A 13,718-nucleotide genomic window follows, 5' to 3' on the forward strand; every position below is an offset into this window, starting at 1 on the left:
CGGGCGAGGACTGCTCAGAGAGGGCGGGCGTAGCGCAGTTGGAGTGTGGGGGCAAGGCCGATCTGCTCCTCACGCTCCGCTCCGGTCGGGGTCCAGCCGCCGCGCTCGTAGAAGGCGCGGGCGTGGGCGTTGTCCCGGAGCACCCAGAGCACCGCCCGCTGCCATCCTCGCGCCCGCATGGCGTCCAGGGCGTCCATCATCAGCGCGCGGCCGACGCCCCGGCCCTGCTCGCCCGGGTCGAGATGGATCGCGTTGAGCAGCCCGGTGGCCGGGTCGTCCTCGTCGTCCGGGCCCAGGTAGCTGAACCCGGCCAGCGTCCCGGCCCGTTCGGCCACGAACATCCGGTGGGTGTCCCGCTCCCATTGCCACCGCTCGACCCAGTAGCGCCCCATCGCCTCCGGCGTCGGGTCGGCCAGCGCCTCGGCCGGCAGGAACGAGGAGTACGTGGCGACCCGGGAGCGTTGGTGCAGGGCGCCCACCGCCATCAGGTCGTCACCGGTTGCTGGGCGGAGCGTGACGGTCATCCGGCCGAGGCTACCCGGCGGGGTGGGAGCTGCACCACGGTCAGGTCCTCGGCGATGATCAGGTCACCGTCGAAGTGCGCGCGTGCCTCGTCGTGGAACCGGCGCGGGTCGGAGTAGCGCTGGGAGAAGTGGGTGAGCACGAGCCGGCGTACACCGGACTCGGTCGCCACCTGGGCGGCCTGCGCCGCGGTCAGGTGGCCGACCTCGGCGGCGAGCGCGGCCTCCGACTCCAGGAAGGTCGACTCGATGACCAGCAGGTCGGCGTGCTCGGCGAGGGCGTACACCCCGTCGCAGAGGCCGGTGTCCATCACGAACGCGAACCGCTGCCCCGGCCGGGGCTCGCTCACCTCGTCGCGGGTGACGCGACGTCCGTCGAGGTCCAGGTGCCCGACGCGGATCAGCTCGCCGACAGCCGGCCCGGCGATGCCGTACGCGGTCAGCTTCTCCGGCAGCATCCGGTGGCCGTCCGGCTCGACCAGCCGGTAGCCGTACGTCTCGATGGGGTGCCGCAGTCGGCGTGCCTCCAACGTGCCGCAGCTCAGCGCGATCCGTTGCCCGTCCGTCTCGATCGGGGTGACCTGGAGTTCGGCGGTCTCGTAGAAGGAGGTCGCGTGCCGGAGACGGGCGAAGTATTCGGCCCCGCCGGCCGGGAAGTGCACGGCGACCGGGTGTGGCACCCGGTCCAGGGAGAGTCGCTGGATGGTGCCGGGCAGGCCGAGGCAGTGGTCGCCGTGGAAGTGGGTGACGCAGATCCGGGTCAGGTCGGTGGCGGTGACACTGGTGTGCAGGAGCTGACGCTGGCTGCCCTCACCCGGGTCGAAGAGGATCACCTCGTCGTCCCAGCGCAACACGTACCCGTTGTGGTTGCGCTGACGGGTCGGCGCCTGGCTGGCCGTCCCGAGCACCACCAGCTCGCGCATGGACATCGCCGGTCCTCCGGATATATCGCCGGTCCTCCGGATATGGAGCGACCCCCGGGGCGCTCCGCGCTGTTGCGCGGGCCGGCTGGACTTGGCCGGCACCCCGGGGGTCGGGTGGCTGTCGTGGATTCGCCGCACCGCTGCCACACGGTCTCGACGATGGTGCTGTTGCCCACCTTGCGGCGGGCCGATCACTGTCGAGGACAGCGGCTAGCTGACAGCCACCTCACGAGTCCGATTGCTATACAAGTCTGGACCACCTCCCTTCACGTGTACGGCCACGTTATCGAGTTCCCGGCGGGCTCGGCAACGGATTTCGATCACACGGTCGGATGGGAATGCCCGGCCGCCTCATCGGCGGCCGGGCATCACGCTGGTGCGGGTGGCGGTGGTCAGCCGGCGACTCGGGCTACGCCGACCGGGCAGCTCAGCCCGTTCGGGCCGTGGTTGCAGTAGCCGTTCGGGTTCTTGGTCGGCGCCAGATACTGCTGGTGGTAGTCCTCGGCGAAGTAGTAGCTGCCGAGCGGGGCGACCTCGGTGGTGATCTCACCCTTGCCGGCGCGCGTCACGATCGGCTGGAACGCGTCCCGGGACGACTCCGCGATGGCCCGCTGCTCGTCGGTGGTCGTGTAGATCGCCGACCGGTACTGGGTGCCCACGTCGTTGCCCTGGCGCATGCCCTGGGTCGGGTCGTGGTTCTCCCAGAAGACCTTCAGCAGGTCCTCATAAGTGATCTTGCTGGGGTCGTACACCACCTGGACGACCTCGGCGTGCCCGGTCCGGCCGGAACACGTCTCCTCGTACGTCGGGTTCTTGGTGACGCCACCCGCGTAGCCGGCGGAGGTGGTGTAGACACCGGGCAGCGTCCAGAACAGCCGCTCGGCGCCCCAGAAACAGCCCATGCCGAAGACCGCGACCTGCAGGCCCTCCGGGAACGGGCCCTTCAGTGGGGTGCCCAGCACCTCGTGGCGGTCGGCGACCGGCATGGCGATCGGACGGCCCGGCAGGGCCTGGTCGGGCGAAACCATCTCGGCGTTCATACGGCGCAAAAACACGTGGGGATCTCCTCTCGTACCTCTCCCAGCGTGTAACACCGGTGGGTCCACCTTCCTTACCCGCGCCGGTGTGAGTCAGGCCCCGCCCGGGAGTGCGGCGGCGACCCGGTCCGCGTGCGTCCGGGCGTCGGCGTCGTCCTCGTAGCGGGTACGCGGCCAGAAGAAGCCCCGCAGCCCATCGCCCTTGGTCCGTGGAACCACGTGGGTGTGCAGGTGTGGGACGGACTGGGACACCTTGTTGTTCATTGCCACGAACGTCCCACCGGCCCCCAGACCGGTCTCCACTGCCACCGCCAGGCGCTGGACCAGCGCGAAGTAGCCGGGCAGCAGGTCGAACGGCAACTCGGCCAGGGTCACCAGGTGAACCCGGGGCACCACCAGCACATGCCCCTTGAACACCGGTCGAGTGTCCAGGAACGCCACCCCGTCCGGGGTGTCGGCGACCTTGAAGGCCGGCACCTCACCCGCCACGATCCCGCAGAACACGCACCCGCTCATCCGCCCAGGCTAGGCGGCGGCCCGGAGGGACGCGGGCCCCCCACGCCCGCACCGACTGTGATACTCATCTACCGATATGAATCAGTGCAGGTGTGGCCTGTGCTCCGAAAGGACGAATCTTGCAGATCAGAAGAGGCGCCACCGTGGCCCTGGCGGCACTGACCGCCGGGCTGCTCACCGGCGCGTTCCCGGGCCCCGCCGTGGCGGCTGCCACGCAGACCGCCACCCCGCTGCCGCTGACCCAGGTGGCCGACGTGGTGTCGGCCGGTGACCGGGTCTTCGTCAGCGGTGGCCGATCCTCCACCGACGTCGTGGTGACCGGCGCGACCGGCGCTCTCGTCGGCACCCTGGCCAACCTGCCCGGCCCCACCGACCTGCTGCTCAGCGCCGACCGGCAGACCCTCTACGTGGCGCTGCCCAGCGCCAACGCCATCGCCGCCTTCGACACCGGCTCGCTGATCGAGTCGGCCCGCTACGACACCGGCGTGGGCGAGTGCCCGTCGTCGCTGGCGTTGACCGGCCGGTACCTGTGGTTCGGCTACGGCTGCGACCAGTGGGGTGGCAACATCGGCCGGATCGACCTGGGTCGCCAGCCGGCCCGGCTCAGCACCGGCGCGGCCAGCGAGGACTTCTACTACGCTCCGCTGCTGGCCGCCGCCAGTCAGAACCGGACGGTGCTGCTCGCCGGGCAGCCGGGCTTGAGCCCCGCCTCGGTGTACGCCTACGGGATCGGCGCCGGGGGAATGCTGACCACGCTGCGAACCAACGAGTTCTCGGCCGTCGGCAGCAACCTCCGTGACGTCGCCCTCGACCCGACCGGCACCACCCTCTACACGGCCGCCGGTTCACCGCCCCTGGTGCAGGCGTTCCCGTTCGCCGACATCTCCACCCCCAGCGCGACGTACGCCACCGGTCCGTACCCGCGCGCCGTCGAGTTGTCGCGTACCGGCACCCGGATCGCCGCCGGCGCTGACGCCGCCTACAACCCGGACGTCTTCGTGTTCGCCGCGGATGGCAGCGAGCAGGCCCGCTTCGAACTGGGCGACGAGCTCAGCCCCGGAGGACTGGCCTGGTCACCGAACGAAGCCCGGGTCTACGCGGTCACCTCGGACTGGACCGGCGCCCGTCCGGCAACCCTGCACGTCCTGCCCGTCCCGGCCACCTGACCGGGCCTCGGAAGCACGGGGGCCGGGCCGGTTGGTCCGGCCCCCGGCCTGGGAGCGCGGGTTCCGTTCCAGTCCTCGGGACGGGGGATTAGCCTCACCAGCATGAACCACGGCTTCGAGACGCTCGCCATCCATGCCGGCCAGGACCCTGAGGCCCGTACCGGCGCGGTGATCCCACCGATCTACCAGACCAGCACGTACGCGCAGGACGCCGTCGGCGCGCCCCGGCTCGGCTACGAGTACAGCCGCTCGGGCAACCCGACCCGCGACGCGCTCCAGGAGTGCCTGGCAGCGCTGGAGGGCGGACCGGTCGGCCTCGCCTTCGCCAGCGGCCTGGCTGCGGAGGACACCCTGCTGCGCGCCGTGTGCCAGCCGGGCGACCACGTGGTGATCCCGGACGACGCGTACGGCGGCACGTACCGGCTCTTCGCCCGGGTCGCCCAGCGCTGGGGCCTGGAGTTCACCCCGGCCAAGGTCTCCGACCCGGACGCGATCCGGGCGGCGGTGCAACCCGGCCGCACGAAGATCGTCTGGCTGGAGACGCCGACCAACCCGCTGCTCGGCATCGCCGACATCGCCGCCCTGGCCGGTGTCGCGCACGACGCGGGTGCGCTGCTGGTGGTCGACAACACCTTCGCCTCGCCGTACCTCCAGCAGCCGATCGCGCACGGCGCGGACGTGGTGGTGCACTCCACCACCAAATACATCGGCGGGCACTCCGACGTCGTCGGTGGCGCGCTCGTCGTCGCCGACGCCGCACTCGGTGAGGAGCTGCGCTACCACCAGAACGCGATGGGCGCGATCAATGGCCCGTTCGACGCCTGGCTCACGCTGCGCGGCATCAAGACCCTCGGGGTACGGATGGACCGGCACTGCGACAACGCCGAGCGGCTCGCCGCGTACCTCGACGGGCACGCCAAGGTGGCCCAGGTGATCTACCCGGGGCTGCCCTCGCACCCTGGTCACGAGGTGGCCGCGAAGCAGATGCGCCGGTTCGGCGGCATGATCTCGTTCCGCGCCGCCGGCGGTGAGGACCACGCCGTCGAGATCTGCAACCGCACCAAGCTCTTCGTGCTCGCCGAGTCGCTGGGCGGCGTGGAGTCCCTGATCGAGCACCCGGGTCGGATGACACACGCAAGTGCTGCCGGCTCGCCGCTTGAAGTTCCCGGCGATCTCGTGCGACTGTCTGTCGGCATCGAGACGGTCGACGACCTGCTCGCCGATCTGGAGCAGGCGCTGGGCTGACCGCTGGGGAGGATGGCCGTGCAGGACATCAAGGCGACCTGGGTCGGGACGACCGCCAAGCAGATCGCCCGGGGCGTACGCCGGGGTGACGTCTCTGCCACCCAGGTCGTCGCCGACCACCTCGAGTACATCTCCCGAGCCGACCGCGAACTGGCCGCGTTCCGCGCCGTTCGCGGCGGCGAGGCGATCACCGAGGCGGAGAAGGTCGACGAGCAGGAGGACCTGGCCAACCTGCCGCTGGCCGGGGTGCCGGTGGCGGTCAAGGAGAACACTCCGGTCGCCGGCCTGCCCACCTGGAACGGGTCGGCGGCTGCCCGCAGCGATGTCGCCGAGGCCGACCACGAGGTGGTGCGTCGGCTGCGTGGGGCCGGCGCGGTCATCCTCGGCGTGACCCGCATGCCGGAGCTGGGGCTGTGGGCACTCACCGACGACGACAGCGCGGTGACCCGTAACCCGTGGGACAGCACGCGTACCCCCGGCGGGTCCTCCGGTGGCGCGGCCGCCGCGGTGGCGGCCGGGCTGGTGCCGATCGCGCACGGCAACGACGGCCTCGGTTCGATCCGGATCCCCGCGGCCTGTTGCGGCCTGGTCGGGCTCAAGCCCGGTCGCGGCGTGGTCCCCTGCCAGCTCGGCGCGGACGACTGGTTCGGTCTCACCGAGCACGGCATGCTGACCAGCACCGTCGCCGACGCGGCGGTCGGCTTCTCGGTGCTCGCCGGCCGGCGTCCCGAGAAGCTGGTCCCGCCGCAGCGGCTGCGGGTGGGCGTCTCGCTGCGCTCACCGGTGCGCGGTGTCGCACCCGACGCGCCGAACCGGGACGCGGTCGCCGCCGCCGGCCGGCTTCTCGCCGCCGCCGGGCACGACACGGTCCCCGCCGACCCGGTCTACCCCACCGCGCTCGGCCTTCAGGGCATCGCCACCTGGTTCGCCGCCGCCGCCACCGACGTCCGGGCCTCCGGGCTGGACCGGCGTGGCCTGCAACGGCGTACCCGGAGGCACGTCGCCCTGGGTGAGTGGGCGCAGCGCCGCGGCTACGTGCGGGAGGCCGACCGTGCCGCGTGGCGGCAACGGTCGGTCGACTTCTTCACCGACCACTCGGTCGACCTGCTGCTCACCCCGGCGCTGGCCACCGCGCCGCCCGAGGCGGCCCGCTGGTCGGAGAGGTCCTGGCGGGCGAACATGACAGCCAACATCCGGTACGCCCCGTACGCCGCTCCGTGGAACATCGCCGGCCTGCCGGCGGTCGTGGTGCCGGTGGGTCGGCGCCCGGACGGCCTGCCGGTCGCTGTGCAACTGGTCGGTCCGCCCGGCTCGGAGCTGCTGCTGCTCGGTGTGGCCGGCCAGTTCGAGATGGCCGCCCCGTGGGCGCGCCACGCCCCCGGCTATCCCCGCGTCGGAACGGGGACGCCGGCCACCGCATGATCGTCTGCGGCGTGCGCGCATCAACGCGCGGACCCGGGGGCCCGGGGACGGGGCCGGGGGCACAGGCCGGGACATGATCCACTCGGGCTTCCGGATATCGCGCCATCACGGCGTGGTTGATACCGCGATATCAGGGATGTCGAGTGGATCAGCGCGCCGGGCCGGGGCGGGGCACCAGTCGAGGCCGGTGTCGCCGCAAAGGACTCCGGAGGCGGGTGGCACGATCGGGGCATGACGGAACTGGTCAGTCTCGACGACGTGCGGGCCGCACGGGAGTTGCTCGCCGGCGTCATCCGGACCACTCCGCTGGAGCCCTCCCGTCCGCTCAGCGCGGCGCTGGGCGGGCCGACCTGGCTCAAGTGCGAGAACGTGCAGCGTGCCGGCTCGTACAAGGTGCGGGGCGCGTACGTGCGGATCTCCCGGCTGTCGGCCGAGGAGCGGGAGCGGGGCGTGGTCGCGGCGAGCGCTGGCAACCACGCGCAGGGCGTGGCCCTCGCCGCCGGCCTGGTCGGCACGCACGCCACCGTCTTCATGCCGGTCAACGCGCCGCTGCCGAAGGTGGCGGCCACCAAGGGGTACGGCGCGCAGGTCGAGTTGGCCGGCAACACCGTCGACGAGTCGCTGGTCGCCGCGCACACGTACGCCGAGCGCACCGGCGCGGTGCTGATCCACCCGTTCGACCACGTCGACGTGATCGCCGGTCAGGGGACGGTGGCGCTGGAGATCCTCGAACAGTGCCCGGAGGTGAAGACGATCATCACCGGGGTGGGTGGTGGCGGGCTGATCTCGGGCATGGCGGTGGCCGCGAAGGCGTTGCGACCGGACGTCCGGATCATCGGCGTCCAGGCCGCCGGTGCGGCGGCGTTCCCGCCCTCGCTGGTGGCCGGGGAGCCGGTCCGGCTGCCCACCTTCTCCACCATCGCCGACGGCATCGCGGTCGGTCGGCCGGGGGAGATCACCTTCAACCACGTGCGCAAACTGGTCGACGAGATCGTCACGGTCTCCGAGGAGGACATCTCCCGGGCCCTGTTGATGCTGCTGGAGCGCGGTAAGCAGGTCGTCGAGCCGGCCGGGGCGGTCGGCGTCGCCGCGTTGCTGGCGGGCGTGGTCGAGGTGGAGACGCCGGTGGTCGCGGTGCTGTCCGGCGGCAACATCGACCCGTTGCTGATGCTGCGGGTGATCGAGCACGGGTTGGCCGCCGCGGGTCGCTACCTGCGGGTGACAGTGCGCTGCTCGGACCGGCCGGGACAACTCGCGTCGCTGCTCAGCCAGATCGCCGAGCACCGGGCCAACGTCGTGGACGTGGAGCACCAGCGGGCCAACCCACACCTCGGCCTCGGCGAGGTGGAGGTGGCGCTGTCGGTCGAGACCCGGGGCGTGGAGCACTCGGACACGCTGATCAGCGCCCTGCGGGCCAGCGGCTACCAGGTGGTTTTCGCCGCCGAGGCGTGACACCGGTGGGTGCCACGCCTCGGAAGCGGTGCTGGGGAGCGGCTCGTAGGGCCGCCGCCGATCAGCCGGAGAACGGCTCGAAGCTGACCACGGTCACCTTGATGTCGGCGCCGCTCGGCGCCGTGTAGGTGCAGGTCTGCCCGGGCCGACCGCCCAGGATGGCCTTGCCGAGCGCCGACTCAGGGCTGTAGACGGTCAGGTCGGTGGTGGCCGCGATCTCCCGCGAACCGAGCAGGAAGGTCTCGGTGTCGTCGGCGTCGTCATCGAAGTAGATCGTTACGACCATGCCGGGCGAGACCGCGTCCGCCGTCGGCGCCTCGCCGACCTTCGCAGTGCGCAGCAGCTCCTGGAGGTAGCGGATGCGACCTTCGGCCTTGCCCTGCTCCTCGCGGGCGGCGTGGTAGCCGCCGTTCTCCCGCAGGTCGCCCTCCTCGCGTCGAGCGTTGATCTCGGCTGCGATGGCCGGGCGGTTGGCGATGTGCTCGTCGAGCTCGGCCTGGAGGCGGTCGTGCGCGTCCTGCGACAGCCAGGTGGCGGGCGCCTCGTTGCCAGTGGACACAGGCGTTCTCCTCAGTTGTGCGTGGCTGGCTGACAGGTGAACTACCAAGTTACCAGTGCAGTACGACACAGGGTGTCGGCCATCACCGCCGGTGCCCGGATCCGACACCGCGCGTAGGTGCTTCCCGGCCGTCGTGGCCGGGGCTGTTATGGCCAGGTCAGGACACCGGTCGGCAGCGCATGACCTCGCCGATGAACGGTCGTGCGGTGGTGGCCAGGCGGTGCCGGGTCGTCACGTGCCGGCTGCCGGGCTCCGCGGTCACCGTGACCTGTTCGCGAGCCACCTCGGCGCCCGCGCGGTCCCGAGCACGCAGCAGGCAGACCGCCGATCCGCCCGACGGCACTGTCACCCGAAAGTCGACCAGCACCTGATTGTCCGTGATGTCGGTGTAGGTGATCACCTGGGCGTCATAGACCGGGTCACCGTACTGGCGGTAGAGCCGGACGGAGATCACGGTCAGCGTGGCCACGAGTGCCAGCAGCACCACCGCCGCCAGCAACGTGCGTCGCCGCCGTCCGCCCGGTGCGCGGCGGCGGCCGTAGCGCCCGGCCGGGAAAACCGGAGCACCTCGTGAAATTGTGGCGTGCGTCTCGGTCACCGGCGGGTATCTCCTGGCGTTGTTGTCGGCGGCATCAGCAAGAATGACAGAGTCCCATCCTCCCACCCGGTCCAGCGGCAGGAATGGCAGGTCATGCCCGCGCTGCTGACCGACGACTGGGGTGCGGTGAGGAAAGATCCCGGCAGGTCAGCCGGTCGAGCCCGGTCGGGTCCACCGTCCGGCACAGACGAGGAGCGCCGAAGTTGGCAGAGCAACTGCGTCTCATGGCCGTGCACGCGCACCCGGACGACGAGTCGAGCAAGGGCGCAGCGACGATGGCGAAGTACGTCGCAGAGGGGGTGGACGTCCTGGTCGTGACGTGCACGGGCGGCGAGCGCGGGAGTGTGCTCAACCCCAAGCTCGACCGGCCGGACGTGTGGGCCAACATCGCCGAGATCCGGCGTGCCGAGATGGACGCCGCACGGGCGATCCTCGGCGTCGACCAGGCGTGGCTCGGCTTCGTCGACTCCGGCCTGCCCGAGGGTGACCCGCTGCCGCCGCTGCCCGAGGGTTGTTTCGCCCTGCAGGACGTCGAGGTGGCCGCCGGGCCGCTGGTGCGGCTGATGCGCGAGTTCCGTCCGCACGTCGTCACCACGTACGACGAAGAGGGCGGCTACCCGCACCCGGACCACATCATGTGCCACAAGGTGAGCATGGCCGCGTTCGAGGCCGCCGGTGACCCGGAGCGCTACCCGGAGCTGGGCGCGCCCTGGCAGCCGTTGAAGCTCTACTACGACATCGGCTTCTCCAAGGGCAAAATCATGGCCCTGCACGAGGGCATGCTGGCCGCCGGTCTGGAGTCGCCCTACGAGGAGTGGCTCAAGCGGTGGGAGGACCGGCCCGACAAGGGCCCCCGGATCACCACGCGGGTTGAGTGCGCCGACTACTTCACGGTTCGCGCCGATGCGCTGCGCGCCCACGCCACCCAGGTCGACCCGGACGGCTTCTGGTTCCAGGTTCCGATGGAGCTGCAGCAGCGCGCCTGGCCGACCGAGGACTACGAGCTGGCCCGCTCGATGGTCGACAGCCCACTGCCCGAGTCGGATCTCTTCGCCGGGGTGCGGGAGACGGCCCACGCACGCTGATTTCCGTCGGGTCTACCCTGGTTACCAACCGCACATCGGAGGAACGCCATGCTGACCGCTGCCCAGGTGCTCGCGGAGAACAACTTCGGGGACACCCGCACGGGTGGTCTGGCCGGGCCGATGGGCCTGTTCCTCATCCTGCTGCTGGCCACCGCGACCATCCTGCTGATCCGCAACATGAACGCTCGGCTGCGCCGCCTGCCCGACCGGTTTCCGCAACAGGCGGGGCCGACCGACCCGACCAGGGCCGATGCGGCAGTCGTCGATCCGACAGACGGGACCGGGGGGCGTGATTCATCCACGCCCGCTCCCAATGGGCACGAGCAGCAGCGGAACGGGTAGTCCGCGCATGAATCACGCCGAACCGGTTGGTCGCCCCCTGTTGCGGCCACCCGGTTTGGCTTAGCCTTCCGCCGGGGGGACCAAAAGTCCCCGAGCCGTGTGCGGGAGGGGGCGCCGATGACCAGCACAGCAGCGGCCGCCCACCGTAACCTCGGTCGGTCGGCTGACGGGGGAGGTCGATGACCTCCGGTCCAGCCGGTGACTCGTTCGACCGGCTCGGGGTGCGGGGCACACCGGTCCGGTTGCTCGTGCTCACCGCCGCCGTCGCGCTGACCGCCGTGGCCGCCGCCGCAGTCGGGCTGACCCTGCCGGTCAGGCTGCCGGTCGACGACCCCCTCGGCGGTCCGGCCCGGTTCGGCATCGCCGTCGCCGTCCTCGCTCTCGCCCAGCTCGCCCGACTGCGGTTCCGTTCGTCCGCGGGCATGGTCAGCATCACCTGGGGCGAGGCCGCGCTGATCGTCTGCCTCTACCTGGCTCCCGCCGGCTGGCTCCCGTCCGCCACGCTGCTGGGCACCGGGCTGGCCTGGACGATGCTCTCGCTGCACAACGACCGCCGCCCGGCCCTGGAGCTCGTCCGGATCGCCGCGTCGCTGGCCGCCGCGTCGGCACTGGCCGTCTCCGTGACCACCGCACTCGGGCGACCGCTGCTCGCCCCGCCCACCCCGAAGCTCGCGCTGGCCCTGATCGCCGGGTCGGTGACCTATCTCCTGGTGACCGCCTGGCTGGGCGGGGTGACGCTGGGCCTGCGGCACGGCCTGCCGATCGGGCCGCCGCTGCTCGCCGCGCTGCGCGGCAAGCTGTTGATGTTCGTCGGCAACGTGGCGGTCGGCCTCGTCGTGGTCGCCCTCCTGGAACTCGACCCGCGCTGGTTGTTGTTGCTGCCGCCGCTGCTCTGGCTGCTGCAACAGACCTACGGTTACCGGCTGCGCTCCGATCAGGAGCGCCGCACCTGGAGAGCGTTCGCCGAGGCCACCGCGGCCCTCAACCAGCTCGACGAGCGCGGCGTGGCCACCGCGGCGGTCACCGGAGGGCTGACGCTGTTCAACGCCGAGCTGGTGGACGTCGACGTGGCGCGGGCCGACGGCCGGTGGCACCGGTACCGGGGCGACGCCGGCGGTCAACTGGTCGACCGCGAGACGGACCCACCGGACCAGTCGGAGCCCGACGAGCACGAGCTGAGCCGGGCGCTGTCGGTCGGCTCCGCACCGGTCGGTCGGCTGCGGGTGCGGTTCCCCCGCTCGGCCCCACCCACCGCGCGGGAGCGCGACGCGGTGGCCGCGTTCGGCGACGCGCTCGCCGCCGCGCTGCACGACGCCGCGACCCACCGCGAGCTGCGGCTGGTGACCGCCCGTTCGTCGTACGAGGCGGTGCACGACCCGCTCACCGGGCTGGCCAACCGGGCGGCGATGCTCGGCAAGGGCGACCAGTCGCTGCGGCAGCTCGCGCACGATCACCCGGTGGCGCTGCTCCTGCTGGACATCAACCAGTTCAAGGAAGTCAACGACACCCTCGGTCACGCCGCGGGCGACCAGTTGCTGCGGCTGACCGCGAACCGGCTCGACGCGCTGGTCCGCCCCGGTGACCTGCTCGGTCGGCTCGGTGGCGACGAGTTCGCCATGCTGCTCACGGCGGTGCCGGTGCTCGGTGACCGGGCCGCGCCGATGGCCCATGCACTGCGCCAGGCCCGCGAGATCGCCGAACGGCTGGCCGCGCCGACCGAGGTGGCCGGCGTACGGATGTCGATCGAGGTTTCCGTCGGGGTGGTGGTGGCCGACGCCGGCACCGCCGACCTGACCGAGCTGCTGCGTCGGGCCGACATCGCGATGTACCAGGCCAAGGAGGGCGGCGGCAACGTCGCCGTGTACGACGGCACCCGGGACGCGGCCAGCACCGACCAGCTCGCCCTGCTGGCCGAGCTTCGCGAGGCGCTCCTGGTCGACGACCAGCTGGTGTTGGCGTTGCAACCGGCGGTCGACCTGGCCACGGGTGCGCCCACCGGCGTGGAGGCGCTGATCCGCTGGCAGCATCCCCGGCGCGGATGGCTGAGCCCGGCCGACTTCATCCGGCCGGTGGAAAACAGCGAGCAGCTCGGCACCTTCACCCGGTACGTGCTGGACAAGGCGCTCAGCGTGGCCGCCAGTTGGGCGCGTGAGGGGCTGGACGTCCCGATCTCGGTCAACCTGTCGGCCCGCAGCCTGCTCGACCCCCGGCTGCCGGCGGAGATCGCCGACGCGCTGCGCCGCCACCAGGTGCCGCCGCACCGGCTCGTTCTGGAGATCACCGAGACGGTCGTGATGAGTGAGCTGGAGGTCATCGACGAGGTGCTGGCCACGCTCCGGTCGATGGGCGTGCAGCTCGCGGTCGACGACTTCGGCACCGGCTTCTCGTCGCTGACCTTCCTCACCCGGATCGCCGTGGACGAGTTGAAGGTGGACCGCTCGTTTGTGATCCGGATGACGGACTCACCGGAGGCGGCGGCGATCGTACGGACGACAGTGGGGCTCGCCCACGAGTTGGGCCTGCGGGTGGTCGCCGAAGGGGTGGAGACCGCCGAGCAGCGGATGGCCCTGGCCGAGCTGGGATGCACCTCCGCGCAGGGCTACCACTTCTTCAAGCCGATGCCAGCCGACAAGATCGGCGCGGTGCTCGGGTCGTTGCGCGACTCGGCGGAGTCGAACGTGTTCCGGCTGCGCGCCGACGGCGCCTCCTGACCGTCCCGCGCTCGTCGGTCCCGACGCCGACACCGCGGTCGTTCGGTTGAGGAAGGGCTGACCCGCCTCCGGCCCGGGCCGCCGTGGGCCGGGCCGGACGCTCCGGCCGCCGGACCATCCGGGTGGAGCCCGCGCGGTCCG

13 protein-coding genes are annotated in these 13,718 nt (G+C 71.7%); 7 read left to right on the top strand and 6 right to left on the bottom strand.

Annotated features, from left to right (window positions below; all coding sequences use genetic code 11):
* Positions 1-14 precede the first annotated feature (14 nt).
* The 4 genes from AC3CF1_RS23965 to AC3CF1_RS23980 all read right to left on the bottom strand — a co-directional run bounded on the left by AC3CF1_RS23965 (position 15) and on the right by AC3CF1_RS23980 (position 2,997).
* On the bottom strand, positions 15-524 hold the full coding sequence (locus AC3CF1_RS23965; RefSeq protein WP_488451295.1) for a GNAT family N-acetyltransferase: 510 nt from the start codon (positions 522-524) through the stop codon (positions 15-17).
* Entirely contained in the window at positions 521-1,450 is a 930-nt protein-coding gene (locus tag AC3CF1_RS23970) for a ribonuclease Z (RefSeq protein ID WP_354983496.1), read from the bottom strand. The genes AC3CF1_RS23965 and AC3CF1_RS23970 overlap by 4 nt, the downstream gene beginning before the upstream one ends.
* Positions 1,451-1,836: 386 nt before the next feature.
* Complete coding sequence (gene msrA / locus AC3CF1_RS23975; RefSeq protein WP_488451296.1) at positions 1,837-2,499, bottom strand: peptide-methionine (S)-S-oxide reductase MsrA; 663 nt, start codon at positions 2,497-2,499, stop codon at positions 1,837-1,839.
* A gap of 75 nt (positions 2,500-2,574) precedes the next feature.
* Positions 2,575-2,997: an HIT family protein gene (locus tag AC3CF1_RS23980; RefSeq protein ID WP_354983497.1), complete on the bottom strand. Its 423-nt coding sequence runs from the start codon at positions 2,995-2,997 to the stop codon at positions 2,575-2,577.
* A 119-nt stretch (positions 2,998-3,116) separates the two neighbouring features.
* Here AC3CF1_RS23980 and AC3CF1_RS23985 point away from each other — a divergent pair, with 119 nt between their 5' ends.
* The 4 genes from AC3CF1_RS23985 to ilvA all read left to right on the top strand — a co-directional run bounded on the left by AC3CF1_RS23985 (position 3,117) and on the right by ilvA (position 8,282).
* Positions 3,117-4,163, top strand: a complete 1,047-nt coding sequence (locus AC3CF1_RS23985; RefSeq protein WP_488451297.1) for a YncE family protein — start codon at positions 3,117-3,119, stop codon at positions 4,161-4,163.
* Between the two features lie 102 nt (positions 4,164-4,265).
* Complete coding sequence (locus AC3CF1_RS23990; protein WP_099850618.1) at positions 4,266-5,408, top strand: cystathionine gamma-synthase; 1,143 nt, start codon at positions 4,266-4,268, stop codon at positions 5,406-5,408.
* A 12-nt stretch (positions 5,409-5,420) separates the two neighbouring features.
* Positions 5,421-6,830, top strand: coding sequence for an amidase (locus tag AC3CF1_RS23995; protein WP_355160748.1), 1,410 nt, complete (start codon positions 5,421-5,423; stop codon positions 6,828-6,830).
* Between the two features lie 231 nt (positions 6,831-7,061).
* A complete protein-coding gene (ilvA, locus tag AC3CF1_RS24000) occupies positions 7,062-8,282 on the top strand; it encodes a threonine ammonia-lyase (protein WP_354983499.1) in 1,221 nt (406 codons plus the stop codon).
* Between the two features lie 61 nt (positions 8,283-8,343).
* Here the strand turns inward: ilvA and greA are convergent, their stop codons facing one another.
* Together greA and AC3CF1_RS24010 are read right to left on the bottom strand one after the other, a co-directional pair.
* The gene (greA, locus tag AC3CF1_RS24005) at positions 8,344-8,841 is read right to left on the bottom strand and encodes a transcription elongation factor GreA (RefSeq protein WP_099850624.1); all 498 of its coding nucleotides are present in this window, start codon (positions 8,839-8,841) and stop codon (positions 8,344-8,346) included.
* Positions 8,842-8,998: 157 nt separating this feature from the next.
* Positions 8,999-9,439 carry a DUF4307 domain-containing protein gene (locus AC3CF1_RS24010; RefSeq protein WP_088946267.1) on the bottom strand — a complete coding sequence of 147 codons (441 nt, stop codon included), beginning with the start codon at positions 9,437-9,439 and terminating at the stop codon, positions 8,999-9,001.
* Between the two features lie 203 nt (positions 9,440-9,642).
* Here AC3CF1_RS24010 and mca point away from each other — a divergent pair, with 203 nt between their 5' ends.
* The 3 genes from mca to AC3CF1_RS24025 all read left to right on the top strand — a co-directional run bounded on the left by mca (position 9,643) and on the right by AC3CF1_RS24025 (position 13,577).
* The gene (gene mca / locus AC3CF1_RS24015; RefSeq protein WP_141907931.1) at positions 9,643-10,524 is read left to right on the top strand and encodes a mycothiol conjugate amidase Mca; all 882 of its coding nucleotides are present in this window, start codon (positions 9,643-9,645) and stop codon (positions 10,522-10,524) included.
* Positions 10,525-10,572: 48 nt separating this feature from the next.
* Positions 10,573-10,866, top strand: a complete 294-nt coding sequence (locus AC3CF1_RS24020; RefSeq protein ID WP_354983500.1) for a hypothetical protein — start codon at positions 10,573-10,575, stop codon at positions 10,864-10,866.
* A gap of 179 nt (positions 10,867-11,045) precedes the next feature.
* On the top strand, positions 11,046-13,577 hold the full coding sequence (locus AC3CF1_RS24025) for a putative bifunctional diguanylate cyclase/phosphodiesterase (RefSeq protein ID WP_354983501.1): 2,532 nt from the start codon (positions 11,046-11,048) through the stop codon (positions 13,575-13,577).
* The last annotated feature ends 141 nt before the right edge of the window (positions 13,578-13,718 follow it).

This window comes from Micromonospora sp. MGP-C2 (assembly GCF_057766525.1).

Excerpts from the sequence above, each read along its gene's own strand:
- AC3CF1_RS23965 (WP_488451295.1), bottom strand. The coding sequence starts at position 524 with ATGACCGTCACGCTCCGCCCAGCAACCGGTGACGACCTGATGGCGGTG.
- AC3CF1_RS23980 (WP_354983497.1), bottom strand. The coding sequence starts at position 2,997 with ATGAGCGGGTGCGTGTTCTGCGGGATCGTGGCGGGTGAGGTGCCGGCC.
- AC3CF1_RS23995 (WP_355160748.1), top strand. The coding sequence starts at position 5,421 with ATGGCCGTGCAGGACATCAAGGCGACCTGGGTCGGGACGACCGCCAAG.
- ilvA (WP_354983499.1), top strand. The coding sequence starts at position 7,062 with ATGACGGAACTGGTCAGTCTCGACGACGTGCGGGCCGCACGGGAGTTG.
- AC3CF1_RS24025 (WP_354983501.1), top strand. The coding sequence starts at position 11,046 with ATGACCTCCGGTCCAGCCGGTGACTCGTTCGACCGGCTCGGGGTGCGG.
- AC3CF1_RS24020 (WP_354983500.1), top strand. The coding sequence starts at position 10,573 with ATGCTGACCGCTGCCCAGGTGCTCGCGGAGAACAACTTCGGGGACACC.
- AC3CF1_RS23990 (WP_099850618.1), top strand. The coding sequence starts at position 4,266 with ATGAACCACGGCTTCGAGACGCTCGCCATCCATGCCGGCCAGGACCCT.
- AC3CF1_RS23970 (WP_354983496.1), bottom strand. The coding sequence starts at position 1,450 with ATGTCCATGCGCGAGCTGGTGGTGCTCGGGACGGCCAGCCAGGCGCCG.